Source organism: Streptomyces sp. NPDC037273 (genome assembly GCF_055603625.1).
On the sequence record NZ_JBVJVO010000002.1, the window covers coordinates 625056 to 648766 of the forward strand.

At 71.9% G+C, this 23711-nt stretch carries 24 protein-coding genes and 1 tRNA gene; 16 read left to right on the forward strand and 9 right to left on the reverse strand.

Features of this window, described 5'->3' with window-relative positions:
* The first annotated feature begins 247 nt into the window (after nt 1-247).
* The 3 genes from ssgD (at nt 248) to ACZ7G1_RS08065 (ending at nt 3074) form a co-directional block, all read left to right on the forward strand.
* Nucleotides 248-664 carry a spore wall synthesis regulator SsgD gene (gene ssgD / locus ACZ7G1_RS08055; protein ID WP_470873625.1) on the forward strand — a complete coding sequence of 139 codons (417 nt, stop codon included), beginning with the start codon at nt 248-250 and terminating at the stop codon, nt 662-664.
* A gap of 160 nt (nt 665-824) precedes the next feature.
* The gene (locus ACZ7G1_RS08060; RefSeq protein ID WP_470873623.1) at nt 825-1172 is read left to right on the forward strand and encodes a hypothetical protein; all 348 of its coding nucleotides are present in this window, start codon (nt 825-827) and stop codon (nt 1170-1172) included.
* A gap of 258 nt (nt 1173-1430) precedes the next feature.
* Complete coding sequence (locus ACZ7G1_RS08065) at nt 1431-3074, forward strand: ABC-F family ATP-binding cassette domain-containing protein (RefSeq protein ID WP_470873621.1); 1644 nt, start codon at nt 1431-1433, stop codon at nt 3072-3074.
* A gap of 257 nt (nt 3075-3331) precedes the next feature.
* On the opposite strand, the gene ACZ7G1_RS08070 is transcribed toward ACZ7G1_RS08065, so the two are convergent.
* Entirely contained in the window at nt 3332-3805 is a 474-nt protein-coding gene (locus ACZ7G1_RS08070) for an ATP-binding protein (protein ID WP_470873619.1), read from the reverse strand.
* A 180-nt stretch (nt 3806-3985) separates the two neighbouring features.
* Between ACZ7G1_RS08070 and ACZ7G1_RS08075 the strand changes: the two genes are divergently transcribed.
* The 3 genes from ACZ7G1_RS08075 (at nt 3986) to ACZ7G1_RS08085 (ending at nt 6284) form a co-directional block, all read left to right on the forward strand.
* Nucleotides 3986-4837 carry a helix-turn-helix domain-containing protein gene (locus ACZ7G1_RS08075; protein WP_470873618.1) on the forward strand — a complete coding sequence of 284 codons (852 nt, stop codon included), beginning with the start codon at nt 3986-3988 and terminating at the stop codon, nt 4835-4837.
* Nucleotides 4838-4850: 13 nt separating this feature from the next.
* Nucleotides 4851-5084, forward strand: coding sequence for a hypothetical protein (locus ACZ7G1_RS08080; protein WP_470873617.1), 234 nt, complete (start codon nt 4851-4853; stop codon nt 5082-5084).
* Nucleotides 5085-5309: 225 nt separating this feature from the next.
* Nucleotides 5310-6284, forward strand: coding sequence for an acyl-ACP desaturase (locus ACZ7G1_RS08085; RefSeq protein WP_470873615.1), 975 nt, complete (start codon nt 5310-5312; stop codon nt 6282-6284).
* A gap of 28 nt (nt 6285-6312) precedes the next feature.
* Here ACZ7G1_RS08085 and ACZ7G1_RS08090 read toward each other — a convergent pair whose 3' ends face one another.
* Nucleotides 6313-6564 (reverse strand): WhiB family transcriptional regulator, encoded by a 252-nt coding sequence (locus ACZ7G1_RS08090; protein ID WP_033202899.1) that lies wholly within the window; start codon nt 6562-6564, stop codon nt 6313-6315.
* A 136-nt stretch (nt 6565-6700) separates the two neighbouring features.
* Between ACZ7G1_RS08090 and ACZ7G1_RS08095 the strand changes: the two genes are divergently transcribed.
* Nucleotides 6701-7360 carry a TetR/AcrR family transcriptional regulator gene (locus tag ACZ7G1_RS08095; RefSeq protein ID WP_470873614.1) on the forward strand — a complete coding sequence of 220 codons (660 nt, stop codon included), beginning with the start codon at nt 6701-6703 and terminating at the stop codon, nt 7358-7360.
* A gap of 211 nt (nt 7361-7571) precedes the next feature.
* On the forward strand, nt 7572-9353 hold the full coding sequence (locus ACZ7G1_RS08100) for an RCC1 domain-containing protein (RefSeq protein WP_470873612.1): 1782 nt from the start codon (nt 7572-7574) through the stop codon (nt 9351-9353).
* A 12-nt stretch (nt 9354-9365) separates the two neighbouring features.
* Here the strand turns inward: ACZ7G1_RS08100 and ACZ7G1_RS08105 are convergent, their stop codons facing one another.
* Both ACZ7G1_RS08105 and ligD read right to left on the reverse strand, forming a co-directional pair.
* Entirely contained in the window at nt 9366-10250 is an 885-nt protein-coding gene (locus tag ACZ7G1_RS08105; protein WP_470873611.1) for an alpha/beta hydrolase, read from the reverse strand.
* A 134-nt stretch (nt 10251-10384) separates the two neighbouring features.
* Complete coding sequence (gene ligD, locus ACZ7G1_RS08110) at nt 10385-11407, reverse strand: non-homologous end-joining DNA ligase (RefSeq protein WP_470873610.1); 1023 nt, start codon at nt 11405-11407, stop codon at nt 10385-10387.
* 52 nt (nt 11408-11459) lie between these two features.
* Here ligD and ACZ7G1_RS08115 point away from each other — a divergent pair, with 52 nt between their 5' ends.
* From ACZ7G1_RS08115 to ACZ7G1_RS08125, 3 genes are all read left to right on the forward strand, one after another.
* Nucleotides 11460-12518, forward strand: coding sequence for an ATP-dependent DNA ligase (locus ACZ7G1_RS08115; RefSeq protein ID WP_470873609.1), 1059 nt, complete (start codon nt 11460-11462; stop codon nt 12516-12518).
* A 445-nt stretch (nt 12519-12963) separates the two neighbouring features.
* A complete protein-coding gene (locus tag ACZ7G1_RS08120; RefSeq protein ID WP_382871914.1) occupies nt 12964-13158 on the forward strand; it encodes a hypothetical protein in 195 nt (64 codons plus the stop codon).
* Nucleotides 13159-13233: 75 nt separating this feature from the next.
* A complete protein-coding gene (locus ACZ7G1_RS08125; protein WP_470873607.1) occupies nt 13234-15327 on the forward strand; it encodes an MDR family MFS transporter in 2094 nt (697 codons plus the stop codon).
* A 5-nt stretch (nt 15328-15332) separates the two neighbouring features.
* Here ACZ7G1_RS08125 and ACZ7G1_RS08130 read toward each other — a convergent pair whose 3' ends face one another.
* Entirely contained in the window at nt 15333-15776 is a 444-nt protein-coding gene (locus tag ACZ7G1_RS08130) for a YchJ family protein (RefSeq protein ID WP_470873605.1), read from the reverse strand.
* Between the two features lie 113 nt (nt 15777-15889).
* On the opposite strand from ACZ7G1_RS08130, the gene ACZ7G1_RS08135 reads away from it, so the two are divergent.
* Nucleotides 15890-17233 carry a 6-phospho-beta-glucosidase gene (locus tag ACZ7G1_RS08135; protein WP_470873603.1) on the forward strand — a complete coding sequence of 448 codons (1344 nt, stop codon included), beginning with the start codon at nt 15890-15892 and terminating at the stop codon, nt 17231-17233.
* A gap of 69 nt (nt 17234-17302) precedes the next feature.
* The gene (locus ACZ7G1_RS08140; RefSeq protein WP_470873601.1) at nt 17303-19195 is read left to right on the forward strand and encodes a M64 family metallopeptidase; all 1893 of its coding nucleotides are present in this window, start codon (nt 17303-17305) and stop codon (nt 19193-19195) included.
* A gap of 76 nt (nt 19196-19271) precedes the next feature.
* Here ACZ7G1_RS08140 and ACZ7G1_RS08145 read toward each other — a convergent pair whose 3' ends face one another.
* From ACZ7G1_RS08145 to ACZ7G1_RS08155, 3 genes are all read right to left on the reverse strand, one after another.
* Entirely contained in the window at nt 19272-20090 is an 819-nt protein-coding gene (locus ACZ7G1_RS08145; protein ID WP_470873600.1) for an SAM-dependent methyltransferase, read from the reverse strand.
* Nucleotides 20091-20164: 74 nt separating this feature from the next.
* On the reverse strand, nt 20165-20401 hold the full coding sequence (locus ACZ7G1_RS08150; protein WP_015037566.1) for a DUF397 domain-containing protein: 237 nt from the start codon (nt 20399-20401) through the stop codon (nt 20165-20167).
* The gene (locus ACZ7G1_RS08155) at nt 20402-21277 is read right to left on the reverse strand and encodes a helix-turn-helix domain-containing protein (RefSeq protein ID WP_470873598.1); all 876 of its coding nucleotides are present in this window, start codon (nt 21275-21277) and stop codon (nt 20402-20404) included. It lies immediately after the preceding gene.
* 271 nt (nt 21278-21548) lie between these two features.
* Here ACZ7G1_RS08155 and ACZ7G1_RS08160 point away from each other — a divergent pair, with 271 nt between their 5' ends.
* From ACZ7G1_RS08160 to ACZ7G1_RS08170, 3 genes are read left to right on the forward strand one after another with little or no spacing between them, the layout of a single operon-like run.
* A complete protein-coding gene (locus ACZ7G1_RS08160; protein WP_470873596.1) occupies nt 21549-21980 on the forward strand; it encodes an ATP-binding protein in 432 nt (143 codons plus the stop codon).
* Between the two features lie 5 nt (nt 21981-21985).
* The gene (locus ACZ7G1_RS08165) at nt 21986-22498 is read left to right on the forward strand and encodes a hypothetical protein (protein WP_470873595.1); all 513 of its coding nucleotides are present in this window, start codon (nt 21986-21988) and stop codon (nt 22496-22498) included.
* Nucleotides 22499-22535: 37 nt separating this feature from the next.
* The gene (locus ACZ7G1_RS08170; RefSeq protein ID WP_470873594.1) at nt 22536-23246 is read left to right on the forward strand and encodes a class I SAM-dependent methyltransferase; all 711 of its coding nucleotides are present in this window, start codon (nt 22536-22538) and stop codon (nt 23244-23246) included.
* A 47-nt stretch (nt 23247-23293) separates the two neighbouring features.
* Here the strand turns inward: ACZ7G1_RS08170 and ACZ7G1_RS08175 are convergent.
* A tRNA-Leu gene (locus ACZ7G1_RS08175) sits at nt 23294-23381 on the reverse strand.
* Nucleotides 23382-23711 lie beyond the last annotated feature (330 nt).

Here is a 23711-nt window from a genome sequence, read left to right on the forward strand (position 1 = left end):
CCACGTGCACGCGGCAACCCCCACCGGCCCGCACCGTCCCCCACCCACCCCAGCCCTACGCGCAGGCACGCCCGACGGCATCACCCCTCCCCCACCCTCGCGCCGGACGCCCCGAGAAACGTCCGTGACACAGGTCACGTGGGCGGCGAGTGCACGTTCCGGTCACCTCGCTCGTCCTTCCTTGTGTCAGGTGGCCTGGTGTCGGGGAGACGCACAGGATCCGAAGCCCGCGTGAGAGGAGCCGGTCTTGCCCGCCGTCATCGAACAGTCCCTCCAGGCCCGTCTGGTCGCGTCAGCTCCCCGTATGGAGTCCGTGCCCGCCACTCTGCGCTACGACCGCGAGGACCCGTACGCGGTGAGCATGGCGTTCCCGCCGCCGGCGACGCTGGAGGGCGTCGAGGTGTCCTGGGCGTTCGCCCGTGAGCTGCTGGTGCAGGGGGTCGAGCGGCCGGCCGGCGTCGGGGACGTGCGGCTGCGCCCGTACGGCTACGACCGGACGGTCGTCGAGTTCCACGCCCCGGAGGGGGTGGCCATGGTGCACGTCAGAACCTCGGAGCTGCGCCTCTTCCTGGAGCGGTCGGAGTCCCTGGTGCCGGCCGGGCGCGAGCACCAGTACCTGGACTGGGACCAGGATCTGGCGGAGCTGCTGCGCGACCGTTCGTAGCAGGTCCCCTGACGAGGTCGTCCGCGTCTGCGGTCCGGGGTCCATGGCCGAGGATGACCCCATGCGTGCTTTTGACGAACAACCCGAATTCCGTTGGGTCTCTCGAGGCGAGTACCCCTTGTGGGACGAGGCTCTCGCGGTCCTCAACCAGGACTTGGCCGTGACTCTCCCCGAGCAGGAACCTCTGCGACTGCTGGCCCAGCATTCCTGCGAGGAGGGCGAGCCGGAGCGTGTCTACGTCGCCATGCCCAACGGCGAGTGGCACGGCGGTCCCTTGGACCCGGAGACGCCGGAGGACTCCGCTGAGGCCTTGGCGATCGTCGCCGACGCCGCCCAGGAAACCGTCACCGAGCTTCTGTGGCAGGCGTGGCCCGTGTGTGCCGAACACGACCTGGGCATGCACACGCGTGACGTGGAGGGGCTGCTCTCCTGGTGGTGCTCCGGGAGGCGGTCGGGAGGCGGGCCGGCCCACATCCGTGCGGCCGTGGGCGCGCTCGGCAGCTCCTGACCTCGATCGCGCACAGCGTCGTTAATTCGTTTGCCCTTCTCCGGTCCGGGTCGTACGGTCGTTACTGACCTTGTCGTCACCCGATCGGAGAAGGACGTTGCTCGTCTGAGGTTTGAGACACCGAGCCGCGCGTGCCCCCTGTGCCGCGTGTGCCGTTCTCGACCTCGGCGTACGAGCCGTTCCTGACAGACGACTGGCCGCGCCCCGGTGTCTCCACGCGATGACCTGTTTCCACGCTCGCGCGACCGGGAGGCCTCCATGGCGCATCACCCCACCTTCATCACCTGCACTTCGCTCTCCTTCTCCTGGCCCGACGGCACCGAGGTCCTCGACGACTTCCGGCTGACGGTCGGCCCCGGCCGCACCGGGCTCGTCGGCCTCAACGGCTCGGGCAAGTCCACCCTCCTCAGGCTGATCGCCGGCGAGCTGACGCCGGTGGAGGGCACGGTCCGGGTGACCGGCGAACTCGGCTACCTGCCGCAGAACCTGGTCCTCGACACCTCGCGCCGGGTCGACGAGATCCTCGGCATCGCCGCGAAGCGCGCGGCGCTGCACGCCATCGAGGCGGGCGACCCGGCGGAGGAGCACTTCACGGCCCTGGCCGACGACTGGGACGTGGAGGAGCGGGCCCGAGCCACCCTGGACCAGCTGGGGCTCGACCACGTCGGTCTCGACCGGACCGTGGGCGAGATCTCGGGCGGCGAGTCCGTGCTGCTGCGGCTCGCCGCGCTGCTGCTCGCCCGGCCGGACGTCCTGCTGCTCGACGAGCCGACCAACAACCTCGACCTGCACGCCCGGGCCCGTCTGTACGAGGCGGTGGAGAGCTGGTCCGGCGTCCTCGTCGTGGTCAGCCACGACCGCGAACTCCTGGAGCGCGTCGACCAGATCGCCGATCTGCGCGACGGCGAGGTCACCTGGTACGGCGGCAACTGGTCCGCGTACGAGACGGCGCTCGCCGCCGAACAGGAGGCGGCGGAGCGGATGGTGCGGGTCGCCGAGGCCGACGTACAGCGCCAGAAACGCGAACTGGTCGACACCCAGGTCAAGTTGGCCCGGCGCAAGCGGTACGGGCAGAAGAGCTTCGAGAACAAGGTCGCCTCGAAGATCGTGGCGAACGGCCGCAAGCGCGACGCGCAGGTCACCGCCGGCAAGCAGCGCACGCTGCACGCCGAGCGGCTCTCGGAGGCCAAGGAGCGGCTCGACGCCGCCGTGGAGGCGGTGCGGGACGACGACGAGATCCGCGTCGAACTGCCCCGTACCTCGGTGCCGCCGGGCCGCGAGGTCCTGTTCCTGCGCGATCTCGAACTGCGGTACGGGGCCCGGGTCGAGGGTCAGTTCGACCTGCGGGGTCCGGAGCGCATCGCGCTGGTCGGCCGGAACGGGGCCGGGAAGACGACGCTGCTCCGGACGATCGCCGGGGAGCTGGAGCCGCTGTCGGGCGAGACGGAGGCGCGGGTGCCGCTCCGCTTCCTGCCGCAGCGGCTCGACGTCCTCGACGACGGGCTGAGCGTGGTGGAGAACGTCGCCCGCTTCGCGCCCACGGCGACGGGGAACGCGATCCGGGCGAGGCTGGCACGGTTCCTGTTCCGGGGCGCGCGGGCCGATCAGCCCGTGGGCACCCTGTCCGGGGGCGAGCGGTTCCGGGCGACGCTGGCGGCGCTGCTCCTGGCGGAGCCCGCTCCGCAGCTGCTGATGCTGGACGAGCCGACGAACAACCTGGACATGGCGTCCGTACGGAAGCTGACGGCGGCCCTCGACGCCTACGAGGGGGCACTCGTCGTGGCGAGCCACGACGTGGCGTTCCTCGAATCGCTGGGGATCACCCGCTGGCTGCTGCTCGACGGTGAGCTGCGGCCGACGACGGCGGAGGAGGTACGGGGAATGATGGCGGAGGTGCGTTAGGGACGAGGCGGTGCGCTGGGGACACGACACCGGGCGGGCGGCGCGGCGGTGGCGGCGTAATGCCGGGACGGCGGCGTCGGGGCCGGTGCCGCGTACGCGATTTCGGCGCCGGATGCGGCCACGCGGGTCGGTGTCACGCGGGAGGTTCCGGTGCCAGGGTGCGGCCACGCGTATGGGTGTCGCGCGGGAGGTTCCGGTGCCGGGGTGCGGCCCCGCGTGTCGGTGCCGGAGGGGCGCTTCGGCGGCTTCGGGGCGCGTCAGCGGTGGAGTAACGCCCAGGACTTGGTGCCGCCGCCGGGTGTGAGGACGGGGGCGAGTCCCCAGTCGCCGCCGTGTGATTCGACCGCCGCGGCCAGCAGCCACATGCTGCGGCTGCGGCGGTCTCGGCATTCCTCGGCCGCGGCCGGTGCGGCGTGGGCCGGGTGCTGGTCGTAGACGACGATCCGCAGTGCCTCGTACTGCCAGCGGACGCGCAGGATCATCTCCCGGTCCGGGGTGAAGCGGTACGCGCCGGCGACGAGTTCGGAGGCGGCGAGGGCGGCGGTCTCACCGAGCTCGGACAGGCCGTGGCGGTTGAGCAGCGAGGTGACGGACTCCCGGGCGAGTCCGGCGCAGTAGGCGCCTCCGGGGAGGAGCATGGAGTAGCTGAGGTTCTCCGTGGCGGGAGGTATGGGCCCGGCCGCGACGGCGGACGGGAGGCAACGCAGGGCGCCCTTCATCGGGTTGCTCACATTTCCTGTGCATGGGGGGGTACCTGCACACGGTCTCGGTAGCCCCGTGTGAGACTTGCGCTACCGACCGTAGCGCACGACCGGAGCACAGTGCTACTACTTGCAGGTACTCATGCCAATTCCGGCCAAACCGACGCCTCTCCGGGCCGTCGCGGTCACGGAGCGAAGGGAAGACGGAGCGTGCCACCCAGGAGCAGCCCGACCGCGCGACAGCAGCGACTGGGGGGCGAGCTGCGCAAACTTCGCGAACAGTCGGGGATGTCGGCCCAGCAGGCCGCCGCCCTCCTGGGCGTCGACCGCACCCGCATCCCGAACATCGAGGCGGGCCGCTTCGGGATCAGCGCCGAGCGCGTCCGCACCCTCGCCTTCAACTACGGCTGCCCCGACACCGCACTCGTCGACCTGCTCGCCGCGATGGCCCTGGAAAGGGACCGCGGCTGGTGGGAGGGGCATCGCGGACTGCTGCCGCCCGCGCTGATCGACATCGCCGAACTGGAGTTCCACGCATCGGAGTTGCACACCGCCGTCACCACCCACATCCCGGGCCTCCTGCAGACCGAGGAACACGCGCGGGCCGTCTTCGACACCGCCGTCCCCCCGCTGCCCGAGCCCGACCTGGAGGCGCGCCTCGCCCTGCGGCTGCGCCGCCAGGAGGTCCTGGACCGCGACCGGCCCGTGTACTACGAGGCCGTGATCCACGAGGCCGCGCTGCGCATGCAGTTCGGGGGGCCGAAGGTCACGCGGGAGCAGTTGGAGCACATCCTGGAGCACACCGACCGTGACACCGTCTCGGTCCGCGTCATCCCCTTCGCCGCGGGGGGTTTCCCCGGGGCCGGGCAGTCGTTCACCTATGTGTCCGCGCCCGTGCCGCAGCTCGACACCGTTCAGCTCGACTCTTCCCACGGCTCGCTCCTGCTCGACACCGACATGCAACTGCGCCGGTACCGCGGCCTCCTCGACCGGCTGCGCGGGCTCGCGCTGCCGGCGACCGAATCACGCGCGTTCATCCGCGCCATAGCCCTGGATCTGTGAAGGACCCCCCACCATGAACGTCACCACCGCCGCTGCCGCCCCGACCGCCACCACCGCCGGCGCGATCGAATGGAACGAGCCCTTCTGCAGCGAGGGAGCCAACTGCTTCCGCTTCGGCCTGGACGACTCCGGCCACGCCTACATCGGCTCGACCCTCACCCCCGGCGCGTACGTCAGCGACTCGGTGGAGGCGCTGCGCGCGCTGATCTCCGCGGTGAAGGCCGGCGCCGCCGACCACCTGCTCTGAGCCGCCGGACGTCTGCGCTGCGTAGTCGACCGCATGACCGCCGGACGCCGCCCAGGACGTGACCTGCGTCTCCGGGACCCCGGCCGAGCAGCGCACATAACGGAACGTAACCGGACATCGCCGGGACGGGCTTGGCCGACGCCTTACGGAGCCTTAACCTACGGTCTCGTAACCTACGAATCCGTAGGTATGCCCGTATGCCCTTCTCCGTCCCCAGGAGTCCCCGTGACGCTCACCTCTCCCTCCCTCGGCAGCTCGACAGGGTGGACCGACGCACGGCTGCTCTACGCGCTGGAAGAGGTCGTGGAGAAGGAGCTCAACCGGCACCTCAAGGTCACGAAGGACTGGATGCCGCACGAGTACGTGCCGTGGTCCGACGCCCGGAACTTCCCCGGGTTCTTCGAGGACGGCGAGGCCTGGGACCCGTCGCAGTCCAAGGTGACGGACATCGGCAAGATCGCGCTCGTCGTCAACCTGCTCACCGAGGACAACCTCCCGAGCTACCACCACGAGATCGCCAGCCTCTTCGGCCGCGACGGCGCTTGGGGCACCTGGGTGCACCGCTGGACCGCCGAGGAGGGCCGCCACGGCATCGTGATGCGCGACTACCTGCTCGCCTCGCGCGCCGTCGACCCGGACAAGCTGGAAGCGTTCCGGATGGCGCACATGAGCGAGGGCTTCGAGTCCGACAACCGGCACTCGATGCTGCACTCCGTGGCGTACGTCGCCTTCCAGGAGCTCGCGACCCGGATCTCGCACCGCAACACCGGCCACCAGTCCGGCGACCCGGTCTGCGACCGGATGCTCGCCCGCATCGCCACCGACGAGAACCTGCACATGGTCTTCTACCGCAACCTGCTCGGCGCGTCCTTCGAGCTCGCCCCCGACCTGACCATGCAGGCCGTCCGGGACGTCGTGGTCAACTTCCGGATGCCCGGACACGGCATGCCCGGCTTCGAGCGGGCGGCGGCGCAGATGGCGATCGGCGAGATCTACAACATGCGCATCCACCACGACGACGTCCTCCAGCCCGTCCTGCGCTTCCTCAAGGTCCTCCAGATCGACGGCCTCGGCCCCGAGGGCCTGCGCGCCCAGGAGGAGCTGGGGCTCTACATGAACGGTCTGGACAGCGAGGCGAGCAAGTTCGACGAGAAGCTGGCGGCCCGCAAGGCCCGCATGGCGGCCCGCGCCGCCGGCTGAGCCCTCACCGGTCCCCGGTGCGGGCGGTTCAGCGGCTCTGCCGCTTGAGCCGCCCGCGCTCCTTCTCCGAGAGCCCGCCCCACACCCCGAACCTCTCGTCGTGGCGGAGCGCGTAGTCCAGGCAGGCGAGCCGCCCCTCGCACGCGCCGCAGAGCTGCTTCGCCTCGCGCGTCGACGAGCCGGGGGCCGGGAAGAAGAACTCGGGTCCGGCCTGGGCGCACAGGGCGTTCTCGCGCCAGGTGAGGTCGGGAGCGGTCAGCGTGTCGGTATCCGTCTGCATGACTCCTACGGTGCCGCCCCGCCGTAAACGGGCCATCAACGTTCGATCAATGGCGTATACCGGCCCCCTCCGGAAGGGCTCCCGCGCGGTTGCCGCGCAGATGTCCGCACGGTCGTGCGTTCAGTACGATGGGGGCATGAGCGGCGACACCGGCACCAAGACCGACGGGCGCGTCGAGCGCGGCAACCAGACCCGGCGCCTGGTCCTCGGCCGGACCATGGACATCGCCTCCGTCGAGGGGCTCGAAGGGCTGTCGCTCGGGCGGCTCGCCACCGAGCTCCAGCTGAGCAAGAGCGGCGTGTTCGCGCTCTTCGGCTCCAAGGAGGAGCTCCAGCTCGCCACGGTCCGCGCCGCCGTCGCCGTCTTCGCCGACCGGGTCGTCACCCCTCTCGATGACGTGCCGCCGGGCGCCCGGCGGGTGCGCGAACTGTGCCGGAACTGGCTCGCGTACTCCTCGGGGCGCGTCTTCGCCGGCGGCTGCTTCTTCTACGCGGTCTCGGCCGAGTTCGACGCCCGTACGGGGCCGGTCCACGACGCCGTCGCCCGGACCCGGCTCGACTGGAGCGCGTACATGGAGCGGTCCCTCTCCGAGGCCCGGGCCGCCGGCGACCTCACCGACGACGTGGACGTGGAACAGCTGGCCTTCGAGGTCATCGCCCTCATGGAGGCCGCCAACGCGCAGTCCGTCCTGCTCGGCGAGACCTCCGCGTACGCCCGCGCCGAGCGCGGCATCACCGCCCGGCTCACCGCCGTGGCCACCGAGCAGGGCCGGACGGCTCTCGCCGAGACGGCCTGATCGCTCGGCACGCCAAGGCTCCTTCCTTTCACGTCCGCGGGTTCGCCGCACGCCGGGCGGCCCACCCGGTTCGGGTCCGGTCGCTGTTCGGGTGAAGGGGCGGTGTCGCTCAGAGGGAGGCGAGCGGGGGCGCCCGCATGGTGAGCGCGTCGGCCGGAGCCGTCGGCACGTCCGCCGCCGGTCCGGCCCGCCCCCCGTGAGAGGAGCGCGCATGTCCGTCCCGGACTCCCCACCCGGCGCCCGTCGCCGGCCCGCCTTGCGAAGACCACTCGCCCTCATGGCCGCCCTGGCCACGTCACTCGCCACCGCCCTGGTGCTGCCCGGCCTCGGCCTGTCCGCCCCGTCCCCCGCGTACGCCGACAACGCGGAGGGACGGGACATCCGTACGGGAATCCCGGGTACGGCGCTGACCTGGGGGTACAACGCGCACGGCCAGCTCGGCGACGGCAACACCGCCGGATCGGCCACGGTCCCCGGGCGGGTCTGCGGGAACGTCACCTGCACCGCGCCGCTCGACAAGGTCGTGCAGGTCGCGGCCGGTGACGGTCACAGCATCGCCCTGCTCGACGACGGGACGGTCCTGGGCTGGGGCAACAACGCCAGCGGCCAGCTGGGCGACGGCACCGACACCGACCGCCTCACCCCCGTCCGGGTCTGCGCGGTCGACGAGCCCGCGCCCTGCGCGTCCTTCCTGAAGGACGTCGTCTCCGTCGCGGTCGGCGACCTGCACAGCCTCGCGCTCCTCAAGGACGGCACGGTCGTGTCCTGGGGCTCCAACGGCGTCGGCCGCCTCGGTGACGGTTCCGCCGCCACCGAGCGGCGGTCGCCGGTCCGGGTCTGCGCCCCGTTCTCCGTCGCGCCCTGCACCTCGTACCTGAGCAACGTCACCGCCCTCAGCGCCGGCTTCCAGCACACGCTTGCGCTGCGCTCGGACGGCAGCGTGGTCTCCTGGGGCTTCAACGGCAACGGCCAGCTCGGCGACGGGACGAACTCCATCCGCACCACCCCGGTGCAGGTGACCGGTGTGTTCACCGCGGTCTCGGTGGCGGCCGGGCAGTTCCACAGCACGGCCGCCCTGGCCGACGGTTCCGCGTACGGCTGGGGTGCCGGCGCTTCGGTCGGCAACGGCAGCGGCGCGGAGAGCAGCATCCCGGTGCGGGTCTGCGGGATCGGGCAGACCGCGCCGTGCACCACCTTCCTGACGGGCGTGAAGTCCGTGGCCGCGGGTGGCTTCCACACCCTGGCGGTCCGCGCCGACGGCACCGCCGTGGCCTGGGGCGAGAACTTCACCGGTCAGCTCGGCGACGGGACCACCACCCAGCGCAAGGCTCCGGTCCAGGTCTGCGCGCCGGGCGGCTGCTCGGGCTTCCTGACCGGCGTCACCGCCGTCGCCGGGAGCACGACCGGCACCCACAGCGTCGCCCTGCGCTCCGACGGCACGGTCCGCGCCTGGGGCACCAACCTCGACGGCCAGCTCGGCGACGGCACGCAGACGATGCGTCTGACGCCCGTCCGCGTCTGCGCGTCCGGCGAGACCGCCCCCTGCGGCCGCTTCCTCGAAGGGGTCACGTCGATCGGTGCCGGCGACCGGCACACCATCGCCGTGTCCCGGCCGCTCGCCGACCTCGCGACCTCGATCGCCGCGAGCCCCGAGCCGGTGGCCAACGGCGGCACCCTCACCTACACGATCCGGGTCCACAACTACGGCCCGACCTCGGCCGAGAACGTGGTCCTCACCGACCACCTGCCGACGGGCGTCCGCTATGCCGGCGCCACCCCGTCCGTGGGCCACTGCGACACCCCGCCGACGGGCACCACGAACACCGTGACCTGCCACTTCGGCACCCTCGCCAGGGGCGGCGCCGCCACGGTCACGCTCGCGGTGAAGGTGCGCTCGACCGGGCCCGTCACCAACGGGGTCTCCGCGAGCGGCGACACCCCCGATCCCCGCCTCGGCAACAACGTGGCCGCGCTCACCACACCGGTGAGCTGATCCCGGCAGGTCCTACCGCGTGGCCGCCGGCGCCCTGACGGCACCGGCGGTCGCGAACTCCACCGCCTCGGCGACGACTTCGGCGTCGGCGAGGGTACGGCGGTGGCCGAGGCCCCGGGTGACCACGAGGCGCGACCGGTCGCCGAACACCCCCGTGAGGAACCGCGACTGGTCGAGCGGCACCATGTCGTCGCCCTCGTCGTGGAGCAGCAGGACGGGCGCGTCGAGTACGCCCGGGTCCGGGGCCTCGCGGAAGCGCTCCCAGATGCCGGGCTCGTCCGGGGCGACGACCCCTTCGACGTACTCCCTCATGCGCCGCATCGTCAGGTCGCTCACCGGGAGTCGGGAGCGGAAGGTCGTGAGGAGCAGGTCGAAGGTGCCGACTCCGCTGAGGCCGACGAAGCGGGCCGTGCGGATGCCGTCGCGCAGGGTGACGAGGGAGGCGAGGACGCCGAGGGAGTGGGCGATGACGGCGTCGAAGGCGCCGTCGCGGGCATGCCGGGCGTGCAACTCCCGGATGATCGCCCGGTAGTCGACGATGCTGCTCGCCTTGCCGGTGGACTCGCCGTGGCCGGGGGCGTCGAAGGCGACGGGGCTGTAGCCGCGCGCGAGCAGCGCCTCGACGAAGGCGGAGAGGCGCGAGGCGCGCGAGGACCAGCCGTGGACGAGGAGCACCGGCCGCCGCCCGTCGCCCCAGGCGTACGTGACGACGTCCGCGCCCCGCACCCGGAGGTGTTCAGTGCGCGCGGAGGCGAACACCTCGGCCTCGGCGGGCCTGAGCCGGGCCCGGCCGAGGGGGCGGATGAAGAAGCCGAAGGCCCAGCGGCCCGCGAGGCCGGGGGCCACGTGGGCGGCGGCGTTCAGGCCGGTACGGATGAGTGGAGCCATCGGGTGCATGCCGGATCTCCTCGGTCGTCCTGGATACGGCAAAAATGCTAGCACGACCGTTCGTGTTGTTTTAGAGTCGGAGAAGAGGCGGGCCGGCGCCCACCCGGAAGCCCGGCCCGCCTCCCCGGTCTCACTGCCCGGTCTCACTCCTCGGTCTTCTTCGCCCGGCTCGGCTGCACCCGTTTCGGCTCGCCCGGCATCTTCGGGTACTCCGGCGGATACGGCAGGTCGCCGAGACCGTGCTCCGCCTCGTCGCGACGGGCCAGTTCGAGGAGGGACTCCAGGCCGAAGCGATGGTCGTCCATGTCGGCGTGGACGTCGCCGACCTCGGCGTACCGGACCGGCATGGTCTTGATGTCGAAGTCGCGCGGGACGGCGTCGTCGATCTCCTCCCAGCGCAGCGGCGCCGAGACGGGGGCGTGCGGCCGGGGGCGTACGGAGTAGGCGGAGGCGATGGTGCGGTCCCTGGCGGTCTGGTTGTAGTCGACGAAGATCCGCTCGCCGCGCTCCTCCTTCCACCACTTGATGGTGACGCGGTCCGGCATCCGCCGCTCCAGCTCACGGCCGCAGGCGATGGCGGCCCTTCTGACCTGCGTGAAGGTCCATTCGGGCACGATCGGCACGAAGACGTGCAGGCCCCGTCCGCCGGAGGTCTTGGGCCAGCCGCGCAGCCCGTGCTCGTCGAGGACGGCACGGAGTTCATGGGCGGCGCGGACGGCGTCGGCGTAGTCCGTGCCGGGCTGCGGGTCGAGGTCGATGCGGAGTTCGTCGGGGTGGTCGGTGTCGTCCCGGCGCACCGGCCAGGGGTGGAAGGTGACGGCGCCGAGGTTGGCGGCCCAGAGGACGGCCGCCGGTTCGGTGGGACACATCTCGTCGGCTGACCGGCCGCTGGGGAAGGTGATGTGCGCGGTCGGGATCCAGTCGGGAAGGTACTTGGGCGCGCGCTTCTGGAAGAAGGACTCGCCGGTCACCCCGTCGGGGTAGCGCTCCAGGGTGGTGGGGCGGTTCCGCAGGGCGCGGGTGATGCCGTCGCCGACGGCCAGGTAGTAGGTGACCATGTCGAGCTTGGTGTAGCCGGGTTCGGGGAAGTACACCTTGTCGGGGTTGGAGACCCGTACGGTCCGGTCGCCGACTTCCAGTTCGAGCGCTGCCGCCTTGCCTGCCATGCGGCTCAGCCTAGGGCTCGCCGACAACACGCGCATACCGGACAATCACCCCATGGATCTCCCGGTGATGCCGCCCGTGAAACCGATGCTCGCCAAGTCCGTGAAGCGCATCCCGCCCGGCATGCAGTACGAGGCGAAGTGGGACGGCTTCCGCGCGATCGTGCACCGGGACGGGCCGGAACTCGTCATCGGCAGCCGTACCGGCAAACCCCTCACCCGGTACTTCCCCGAGCTGGTCGAGGCGCTGGCCGAGCGGCTGCCGCAGCGCTGCGTGGTCGACGGCGAGATCGTGATCGAGCACGACGGACACCTCGACTTCGACCGGCTCAGCGAGCGGATCCACCCGGCCGAGTCCCGGGTCCGGATGCTGGCCGAGACCACCCCGGCCCGCTTCGTCGCCTTCGACCTGCTCGCCCTCGGCGAGGTCTCGCTGCTCGATGTCCCGCTGAGCGAGCGGCGGACGGCCCTGGAACGGATCCTCGACGGCGTCGACGCGCCGCTCCATCTGGCGCCCGCGACCCGGGACCCTGAGCTCGCCGCCCGCTGGTTCGAGCAGTACGAGGGCGCGGGCCTCGACGGGGTCATCGCCAAACCCCTCGACCTGCCGTACCGGCCCGACGCCCGCCTGATGTACAAGATCAAGCACGAGCGGACCGCCGACGTGGTCGTCGCCGGCTACCGCTTCCACAAGAGCGGCCCCGTAGTCGGCTCCCTGCTCCTCGGCCTGTACGACGACGACGGCGTCCTCCAGCACGTCGGCGTGTGCGCGGCCTTCACCGCCCAGCGCCGGGCCGAACTGATCGAGGAACTGGAGCCGCTCCGCATGGACCCCCCGGACGGGCACCCCTGGGCGGCCTGGACCGAGGAGGCCGCCCACGAGGGAGCCCGGCTGCCCGGCGCGCCGAGCCGCTGGTCCGGCAAGAAGGACCTGTCATGGGTGGCGCTGCGCCCCGACCGGGTCTGCGAGGTCGGGTACGACCACATGGAGGGCGACCGGTTCCGGCACACCGCCCAGTTCAAGCGATGGCGCCCGGACCGGGCCCCGGAGTCCTGCGGTTACGGACAGCTGGAGGAGCCGGTCTCGTACGACCTGTCCCAGATCCTCACATAGGCCCCAGGCGCCCCGGAGTCCCCAAGGGCACAGGAGCGGCCGCACCGGAAGCCTCCGGACCGGGGAGTGAGATCCTTCACATTCGCTCGATGATCCCGCGGGTTCAACACCCGTGTACGGAGATCGCGTTCGAGGGTGGCGCGGGCGGAATCGAGGGGCCGGTGCGCGGGGCGCGGGCCACTCACCCGTCCCCGTACCTGCGGCGATATCCCGGTCGCCGGCCCGGCGCCGGCGCGCGGGCGGCGCTCCCGGCGGTGTCGTGTTCGAGCGGGGGCCCAGTGGGCTGTTGCCCGGCCGCGACCGGGCCGTACCGGAACCTGTACCGGCATCCGGTACGTATGGAGGGGAGAACCTTCCGCCCTCTTCCCGGACCGACTAGGACTGACCCGTGATCACCTCGCCCTCGCCCCTCGTCCCCGTACCGATCCCCGACCGTGTGGCCGCGATGATCGGGGCCTGTCTCCCGCTGCACGTCCTCCAGGCCGAGGTCGACGCGGACTGCGCGGCCCGCGAGGTGTACCGGTTCCGGGGGCCGCTGTGCGCGGAGGACCGGGCGGACCGGGAGCACGCCCTCGCCGCGCTGGCGCGGGCCAACAAGATCCTCGCCAAGCACCACCCCCAGCTGCCCGTGACGCCCTGACGGGACACCGGCGGGGTCCACTCGTTCGGCCGTCCCCCGCATGCACGCCCCCGGTGCCGGTGTGACGCTGCGAGGGTGACCACGACCAGCGACGCAGCGCCCGCGCCCTCGGCCGCCACCGAGCCACCCGTGCTCGACAGCCGCCGCCGCAACATCGTCTTCGGCACGATCATGCTGGGCGTCCTCCTGGCCGCCCTCGACCAGACGATCGTCGGCACCGCCCTGCCGACCATCGTCTCGGACCTGGGAGGCGCCGCCCACATGTCGTGGGTGGTCACCTCGTACCTGCTCGCGGAGACCGTCGCGACGGCCCTCGTCGGCAAGTTCGGCGACCTCTTCGGCCGCAAGGTGATCTTCCAGATCTCGGCGGTCGTCTTCATCACCGGCTCGTTCCTGTGCGGACTCGCCACCAACATGACGCTGCTGATCGTCTGGCGCGGTCTCCAGGGCATCGGCGCCGGCGGTCTCATGGTCACCTCGATGGCCCTCATCGCCGACGTGATCCCGCTGCGCGAGCGCGGCAAGTACCAGGGCGCGATCGGGGCGGTGTTCGGCGTCTCGACCGTCATCGGCCCGCTGCTCGGCGGCCTGTTCACCGACCACCTCAGCTGGCGCTGGGCCTTCTACGTCAACGTGCCCATCGCGATCCTGGTCGTCATCGCCGCCGCCCGCACGATCCCCTCCGTGCGCTCCGCGAGCCGCCCGGTCATCGACTACGCGGGCATCGCCTTCGTCGCCGCCGGTTCCAGCGCCCTGATCCTGGCCACCAGTTGGGGCGGGAACGAGTACGCCTGGGGGTCCGGTGTCATCATCGGGCTCTTCGCGGGCGGTCTGATCGCGCTCGGCCTGTTCTGCTGGGTGGAGACCCGGGCGGCCGAACCGATGCTGCCCATGCGGCTGTTCGGGAATCCGGTCTTCACCGTCTGCTCCGTGCTCAGCTTCGTCGTCGGCTTCGCCATGCTCGGCGCGATGACCTTCCTGCCGACCTATCTGCAGTACGTCGACGGGGAATCGGCGACCATGTCCGGCATCCGCACCCTGCCCATGGTCATCGGCCTGCTCATCGCCTCCATCTTCAGCGGCAACGTGGTCAGCAAGACCGGCCACTACCGGATCTTCCCCATCCTGGGCTGCCTGGTGATGGGCGTCGGGCTCTATCTGCTCTCGCTCATGGGACCCGAGACCAGCACCTGGCTCGAATCGCTGTACATGTTCGTCCTGGGCACCGGCATCGGCCTGTGCATGCAGGTCCTCACCATCGCCGTGCAGAACACCGTCGACTACGCCGACCTCGGCACCGCCACCTCGGGCGTCACCTTCTTCCGTACGCTCGGCAGCTCCTTCGGCACCGCCGTCTTCGGCACGATCTACGCCAACTCCCTCAAGCCCAACCTCACGGCGGGCGTCGGCGAGGCGGCGGCCGTCGCGGGCGGCCTCGGCGTGCCCCAGACCGGCCTCGCGCAGGCGGCGCAGAGCCCGGCCGGACTGCACGGGCTGCCGGACCAGGTCGCCCAGCCCATCGTCCACGCCTACGCCGACACCCTGCAGACCGTCTTCCTCTGGACCGTGCCGGTCGCCGCCGTCGGCTTCGTGGTGGCGCTCTTCCTCAAGCAGGTGGCGCTGCGCGACTCGGCGCGCGCCGCCGCCCCCGACATGGGCGAGGGCTTCAGCTCCCCCACCGCGACCGGCGACTCGGCGAAGCTCCTGGAACTGGCCGTCGGACGCATCCTGCGCCGCACCGACCTGGACACCATCCGGCGGATCGTCACCGCCTCCGACACCCGGCTCGACACGGCCGGCGCCTGGGCGGTGATGCAGGTCGAGCTCTACACCCGGACCGTCGGGCACGCCAGCCTCGGCCTCATCGCGGCCGGCCGGCGGATTCCGCCGGAGGTGCTCCTGCCGGTCTTCGAGCGGATGGTCGACGAGGGTTTCCTCACCCGCGACGGGAACCTGCTCTCGCACACGGCGGCCGGCAAGCGCGAGGCCGACGTCATCACCCACGCCTGGGGCGACTGGCTCTCCGACACCATCGAGAAGGAGCGCGGCCGGCCCAGCGGCCCCGAGCTCCGCATGGCGACGGACGCCATCGCCAAGAAGATCGTCGCCGAGGACCTCGCGAGCGGCCTCCCCTCGGCGCGGGCCACCGTCTCGGCCGGCGCCCGCTGAGGCCCCTACTCGATGAAGTCGCCGTCCACGTACACCCAGGCGCCCTCATGGCGGGCGAAACGGCTCCGCTCGTGCAGCGTGCCCTGCTCCCCGCCGTGGACGAAGCGCGCGACGAAGGTGACGGTGCCGTGCTGATGGAAGGCGGTGCCGTCGGTGGCCGCCTCGATCTCCAGGCCCGCCCAGCGCATCGCCGGGTCGAAGTCGACGTCGTCCGGCCGGGTCTCCGGCGCCCAGGTGCGCAGCAGATACGCCTCGTCGCGCACGACGAAGGCGCTGTAGCGGGAGCGCATCAGGAGTTCGGCCGTGGGCGCCGTGCCGCCCGTGCCCGCGTGGAAACGGCCGCAGCACTCCCCGTACGCGGCGTCGAGGCCGCACGGGCAGGGCGAGGTCACGGTCACGGCGGGCGCGGCGGGCGTGCCGGCACGGGGGCGGGTCTTGCGTCGGGACATGCCGTCATTCTCCCCCACCGCCAAGGCCGGGCGGCGCCCGGCATGTGGACGGCGGCGTGGACGTCCCCGCGCATTCCCGCTGCCCGGAAGGCGTGCCCGAGTAGCGTACGGGCATGAAACTGACGATTCTCGGAGGCGGCGGATTCCGGGTGCCGCTGGTGTACGGCGCGCTGCTCGGCGACCACGCCGAGGGGCGGGTCACCCACGTCACCCTGTACGACCTCGACGAGGGGCGGCTCTCGGCCGTCGCTCGGGTCCTCGCGGAGCAGGGCGCCGGGGTGCCGGACGCGCCCGTCGTGACGGCGACGACGGATCTGGACGAGGCGCTGGGCGGGGCCGACTTCGTGTTCTCCGCGATCCGGGTCGGCGGCCTCGAAGGCCGGGCGGCGGACGAGCGGATCGCCCTGGCCGAGGGTGTCCTCGGCCAGGAGACGGTGGGGGCGGGCGGGATCGCGTACGGGCTGCGGACCGTGCCCGTCGCGACGCACATCGCGCGGAGGGTCGCCGCACTCGCCCCCGACGCCTGGGTCATCAACTTCACCAACCCGGCGGGCCTGGTCACGGAGGCGATGTCCCGGATCCTCGGCGACCGGGTCGTCGGCATCTGCGACTCCCCCGTCGGCCTCGGGCGCCGGGTCGCCCGGGTCCTCGGCGCGAACCCGGACGAGGCGTGGATCGACTACGTGGGCCTCAACCACCTGGGCTGGCTGCGCGGTCTGCGGATCGGCGGCCGGGACCAACTGCCCCGGCTGCTCGCCGACGAGGAGGCGCTCGGCTCCTTCGAGGAGGGCCGGCTCTTCGGCCCCGAGTGGCTGCGCTCCCTGGGCGCGATCCCCAACGAGTACCTGCACTACTACTACTTCAACCGGGAGGCGGTCCACGCCTACCGGAGCGCCGAGCGGACCCGCGGCGCCTACCTCCGCGACCAGCAGGCCGGCTTCTACGAGGAGGTGGCCAAGCCCGACACCTCGGCGCTCGCCGCCTGGCACCGCACCCTCGCCGACCGCGAGGCGACGTACATGGCCGCCAACCGGGAGGCCGCCGGGACCGGGGACCGCGACGAGGAGGACCTGGAGTCCGGCGGGTACGAGAAGGTGGCGCTGGCCCTGATGCGGGCGATCGCGCGGGACGAGCGGGCCACCCTCATCCTCAACGTGCGCAACGGCTCCACGCTGGCCGCCCTCGACGCGGACGCGGTGATCGAGGTGCCCTGCTCCGTCGACGCGAACGGCGCCCATCCGGTGTCGGTCTCCCCGCTCCCGTACCACGCCGTCGGTCTGGTGACGGCCGTGAAGGGGGTCGAGCGCGAGGTCCTCGCGGCGGCGGAGAGCGGCTCGCGGGCCACGGCCGTCAAGGCCTTCGCGCTGCATCCGCTGGTCGACTCGGTGGCCGTGGCCCGGCGCCTCGTGGAGGGTTACCGGACGGAGCACCCCGGTCTGGCGTATCTGCGGCACTGAACCGTCGCGCAGCCGTACGTCCGGCGAACATCTTTACGAGGCGGGGGGCGCGGCCTAGGCTCGCGCCCCATGACCTCACAGCGCAAGGGAGCACGTGGAGTCCTGGGCCGGCTCGCCGCGGTCTGTCTGCTGGCCGCGGGACTCGTGGGCGCGGGACCGGCCGCGGCGGAGACCCCGACGACCGGTGACGGCCCCGTCGTCGTCCCCGTCCAGACGACCGGGCCCGCCGACCGGCGGTTCAACCTGGTTTTCATGGGCGACGGTTACACCGCCGAGGAGATGCCCGCCTTCCGGGCCGACCTCGAACGGCATCTGAACACGCTGTGGAGCATCGAGCCCTTCGCCTCCTACCGCTCGTACGTCAACGTGTGGGCGGTGGAGGTCCCTTCGCCCGAGTCCGGCGTCGACTGCGACCCGTCCCTGACCGCCCCCGCCCGCGACACCGCCCTGGACATGGGTTTCTGGGGCGGCTGCAACCCGGACAGCGTGCAGCGGCTGCTCACCGTCGACAGCCGCAAGGCCGCCGCGCTCGCCGACCTCGTCCCCGGCACCAGCCGCGCCAACCGGCAGGTCGTCGCCCTCGCCCACAGCTCCACCTACGGCGGCGCGGGCGGCGGTTACGCCACCGCGTCCGGCGGCAACGCGCTCTCCTCCCTCATCACCCCGCACGAGATAGGCCATTCGCTCGGCGGCCTCCAGGACGAGTACGACTACTACGCCCGCGGAGTGCCGGGCGATGCCTACTCCGGGCCCGAGCCCGGCTCCGCGCACCACACCCTCCTGACCGAGGAGCAGATGCGGGAGCGGCGGGCCAAGTGGTGGCGCTGGCTGGGCGAGGAGAGCGCGTCGGGCGGCACCATCGGCCGCTTCGAGGGCGGTCTGTACAGCACGAAGGACGTCTGGCGGCCGAGCCGCCACTCCCTCATGAAGACCCTCGGCTACGCCTTCGACCAGGTGGAGCGCGAGGTGATGGTCAAGGCGATCTCCGCGAAGGCGAACCTGGTCCAGGAGCACACGCCGAACGCCGCGCCGATCGGCGCCGACCGGACCGTCTGGGTGGACACGCTGCACCCGGTCGGCGGCGCACTCGCCGTCACCTGGCGGCTGGACGGCCGGCCCCTCGACACCCGTGGCGCCCGCACCGTCGACCTGCGCCGCCTCGCCCTCTCCCCCGGTCCGCACACCGTCACCGCGACGGTCACCGACCCGACCCCCTTCGTCCGCGACCCGGCGGTCCGTGCCTCGCCGGCCCTGACCCGTACGGTCTCCTGGACGGTCGACCCCTCGCTCACCACCCCCGAGGAGCCGGCGAAGGCCGCCTTCACCGGCCACACCCCCACCGGTGCCCCGGTCGGCGCCCGGTCGGTCGTCCACGCCGACACCACCCACCCGACGGGCCGGCCCCTGGCCGTGCGCTGGCGCCTCGACGGCCGCCCGGTCCGCCCGGCCGACCGCAACGACCGTGACCTGGACCTGGGTTCACTCCCCGTTCCCCCCGGTACGCACCGGCTGACCGCGACCATCCCGGGAACGTCCGAGGAGTTGAGCTGGACGGTGGACGCCCGCCCGGCGACGGCCTCGTACGAACTGTCCACGCCGCTGCGCACGGTGCGCCGCCCGGGCCGGCCCGCCGAGTACGTCTACGACGGGCCCTTCACCATGCGCCTGACCACGCGGGACGACCAGGAGGGCGCCGTGGTCGGCCAGTTCCGGGTGGACGGCGACGGCTGGTACACGTACTACGGCTGGCCGACGGACGCGAAAGCGCCCTTCCTCTTCTCCCCCGGCGGCACCGTCATCGACGACCTCGTCTACGGGAAGCTGGGCCGCAGCCGCGCGGTGCCATGGGACGACGCCACCCCTGACTACGGCACCCACACGATCGAGTACCGCACGATCGACGCCGCGGGGAACGTGAGCGGCGCGCGGAGCTTCCTGGTGACGCTGGTGAAGCCCGCCTAGGCGGGCCGGGGCATGACGAGGGCCCGTGGACCGGATGCCGGTCCACGGGCCCTCGTGCCGCTCCGTGCCTGTCGGGTCAGGGCTTGCGGGCCACGGCGGCCCATCCCGGGATGGGGTCGTCGCCCTGGACCGGGACCGGCTCGCCGAGCTCCGGGTGCCACTCGGCGGTGAGCGAGACACCGGGCTCGACGAACTCCAGGCCCTCGAAGAAGGCGGCCAGCTCGTCGCGCGAGCGGGGCCGCAGGGTCAGCCCGCGCGCCTTGTACATGGCACTCGCCTTCGCGGCACCCTCGGGGTCGAAGTCCCCGGTGACGTGGGAGAGGACGAGGTAGCTGCCGGGCGCGAGCTTCTCGACGATCTTGGAGACGAGTTCGTAGGCGCCGTCCTCGTCCCCGACGAAGTGCAGCAGGGCGAGCATCGACAGCGCGATGGGCTGGTCGAAATCAAGGACCTTTCCGGCCCTTTCGAGGATGACCTCGGGCTCGCGGGCGTCCGCCTGGATGTACTCGGTGGCCCCTTCCGGGGTCGAGCGCAGCAGGGCGGCCGCGTGCGCGAGCACGATCGGGTCGTTGTCGCAGTAGACGATGCGGGACTCCGGCGCGGCCTCCTGCGCGATCTGGTGCAGGTTGGGCTCGGTCGGGATGCCCGTGCCGACGTCCAGGTACTGCCGGACGCCGTGGGCGCTGAGCCAGCGGATGGCGCGGTGCATGAAGGCCCGGTTGACGCGGGCCATGTCCCGGCCCCGGGCGTCGACGGTGAGCAGCTGGCGTGCCATCGCCTCGTCGACCGGGTAGTTGTCCTTGCCGCCCAGGAACCAGTCGTACATCCGCGCGGGATGCGGCTTGCTGGTGTCGATGCGAATCTCGCTCCGCGCGGATGCGGGGTCCTGGGTCATCGGCTCTCCTGGTCGGGATGAACGGCTGGCACTACGGCAAGAGTTACGCGATGGTAGCGGTGGGACGGAAGGGGTCAGGTGAGCAGGAAGTCAGCCTGACCGGATTTGGCGCCCTGGATGAAAGCGGCGATCTCCCCGTGGGTGTAGATGAGCGCTGGTCCTTCAGGGTCTGCGGACTGTCGCACGGCGACTCTGCCGTCGGCCAGTTTCATGGCCTCCACACAGTTGCCCCCGTTCCCGCCGCTCCAGGGCTTGTGCCAGCCTTCGGCACCGAGCTCGGCGGCGGGCATGCCGTTGTATATGCGATCCATTCACAGCTCCTTGCGGAGATCCCTGAGGATCTCCTTCGTGCGTTGTGCAGTCGCGGCCTGCGCCGCCATGCGGTCCATGACCTCCAGGTGGGATGCCACCTCGGGGCGCGCGTCGAGATAGACGGCGCCGGTCAGGTACTCGCTGTAGACCATGTCCGGGAGTTCGGGCATGGCGAAGCGGAAGAGGACGAACGGTCCGTAGGTGCCGGGATGGTGGCCGGACCTGAACTCCGCGATCTGCAGGGTGACGTTCGGCGACTCGGACGCTTCGAGCAGCCGGTCGAGCTGGTCGCGCATCACCTCGGGCCCGTCGCCGACCGGTCGGCGGAACACCGTCTCGTCCATGATCACCCAGAACTTCGGGGCGTCCTCCCGGGTCAGGAGGGACTGCCGCTCCATCCGTAGGGCTACATGCCGCTCGGTGTCCTCGTCCCTGGCGGCGTCGCTGCCGCCACCGACCGCCCCGCTGCGCAGAATGGCGCGGGCGTAGGCCTCGGTCTGCAGGAGACCGGGGATGAACTGGGGTTCGTAGGCCCGGATGAGGCTCGCGGCCCCCTCCAGGCTCACGTACATGGAGAACCAGCCGGGCAGCACGTCGTGGAAGCGCTGCCACCAGCCGGGGAGGTTGGCCTCCTCCGCCAGGGCGATGAAGCCCTCGGCCTCGGAGTCCGTGATCCCGTACTCCTTCAACAGGAGCTGTACGTACGGGATCTTCAGCGCGACTTCGGCGGTCTCCATCCGCCGGACGGTGGCCGGGGCCACCCGGAGGATCTTCGCGGCCTCTTCCCTCTTCAGGCCGGCTCGCTCCCGCAGATCCTGCAGGCGCCTGCCGAGAACGACCTGTCCCACCGTGGGGGCGGACCGCGGCTCGCTCACTCTCAGACCTCCCCGACGCGCTGTTTCGACGAGTGTGCCACGAGACCGGGCCAGTGAGAACAAGGCACTCTGCAATTTTCAGAGTGCCACTTGCCAAGTGTCCGACTCAGGAGGACAGTGTTCCGGTGAACCAGTACACGCTGCCGCCGTGCCCCACCGGGCCACGGCGACAGCGCCGTACGGCAGTCCTGCCCACTGTTGTGAGGAACCGGTCGTGGCTTCTGGTAACGCGCAGCCCTCAGGTCTCATGAGTCCGCGAGCCCATCGGGTCATGGCCCAGCGCCCACAGCAGCACACCGATCCCGTCCGCCGCTTCGCCTTCGAGCTCCCGGCCCTCACCGGGTCCGTCGCGCGCGCCCGCCGGCTCGCCGAGGAGCGGCTCATCCTCTGGGGCTGCGGCCCCGAGATACGCGACACGGTCGCCCTGGTCGTCTCCGAACTCGTCACCAACGCCGTCGTGCACACCGCGAGCGACCGGGTGATCTGCGAACTCCGCGAGGGCGAGGACACCTTGCGGATAGCCGTACGCGACGAGGGCGGACCCGCGGGACCGCGGATACGCGACTGCGGCGAGGAGGAACGCGGCCGCGGACTCCTCATAGTTGACGCGCTCTGCACCGCCTGGGGCGCCGACCGCACCGGCCTCGGCACGGCCCAGGTCGTCTGGGCGGAGCTCGCCCACGGCATGGGGGAACCATGCTGAGGTCGATGGCCACCCTCCTCACCCCCCGGTCGGCCCGCAGGCCGCCCGAGAACCTCGCCGTCCCGCGCCAGCGCGGCACCTCCGACCCGCGCGGAGCGCAGCCGGGGAAGCTCGGCTCGACGGCGCCCGGCTCACGGACCCTCGACGCCGCCGAACTCGGCGCCACCCGCCTCGCCGTCCCCGTCGGCCTCCACACGGGCCTCGGCTGCGACGCCGTCGGTGTCCCCGCCCGCTTCGGCTTCAAGATCCTCTCCCGCCTCCCCGCCAAGGGCTGCGTCTACGCGGACTCCGACTGGTGGTGGTGGCTGGTCCCGGCCGGCTCCGACCTCGACCTCACCTGGCCGCTGCCCGTCTGTTACGCCCCCGGCGCCGAGATCCCCGACCGCGGGCCGCGCCTGATCCACCACCCGGACGGCACCTCCCCCTACACCCCGCCGATCCCCCTCTACCTGCTGACCTGCCAGCTGACGGGCATCGCCCCCGCCTGGCCGGCGCCCTCGGTGGGCAGCGCGCTCTGACCCCCGCCGGGGCCCCGCACGGCATAGGCTCGGAGCCATGTTCACCCCGCAGGGTCCCAGCCTCCGCGAGCTGACCGTCCAGGCCCTCTCCTCGGTCGAGCACGGCTACGACCTGCTCGCCGGCAAGTTCGACGCGACCCCCTTCCGCACCTCCGACCGCCTCCTCGCCGCGGTGACCGGCACCCTGGAGACCCTCGGCCCCTTCGACTCGGGGCTCGACGTCTGCTGCGGCACCGGCGCCGGACTCGACGTCCTCCGCTCGGTCTGCGCCGGCCGCGTCACGGGCGTCGACTTCAGTACGGGCATGCTGACCCGGGCCCGGGCCGCCCATCCGGCCGCCGACCTGGTCCGCGCCGACGCCCTCGCCCTGCCGTTCGCCCCGGTCTTCGACCTGGCCGTCAGCTTCGGCGCCTTCGGCCACTTCCTCCCCGACGAGCAGCGCACCCTCTTCGCCCAGGTCCACGCCTCGCTGCGCCCCGGCGGCACCTTCGCCTTCCCCGTGGCCGCCCCACCGCCCGTCGGCTCCCGCCTCTACTGGACCCTCTGGGGCTTCGACGCCGCCATGCGCGTCAGGAACGCCGTCTGGCGACCCCCGTTCGTCATGTACTACCGGACCTTCCGCCTCACCGACGTCCACGACCGGCTGCGGGACGCGGGCTTCGACGTCTCCCTCACCCCGGTCGAGCCCCTCGGCCGCCGCGAGGACGGCAGCCCGGTCTGCCGCCTGGTGGTGGCGCGCAAGCGCTGACACAACGAAAAGTGCCGGTCGATTCGAGATCGACCGGCACTTCCGCGTGGTGTCCGAGGGGGGACTTGAACCCCCACGCCCGATAAAGGGCACTAGCACCTCAAGCTAGCGCGTCTGCCATTCCGCCACCCGGACTAGGTGTCTGTCGCTTTGCGGTTTCCCTCGCGGCGACAGATGTAACTCTACCAGGGGTTCGAGGTGCCTTTCACCAGCGTTTTCCGTGGTCAGTGGGGTGGAGGGGCGACCTGAGCTGCGACTTGTGGTGAATTGTCCGACTGCGCGTGCGTTCTGTGACCGGATGTGCGCGCAGGGTGGGGCGAGAGCTCGGAGATTTCCGCGAAATGCCTGGTGGAAGGGCCGGAGGCGGGTTCGGGGCCTGGGCGGCTGGGAGGAAAGGGGGAGCCCGACGCCCCCCGACGCCGGCTCCGTGGGGCCACAGTGCCGAGCGGCGTGCGGTCCAGGCCA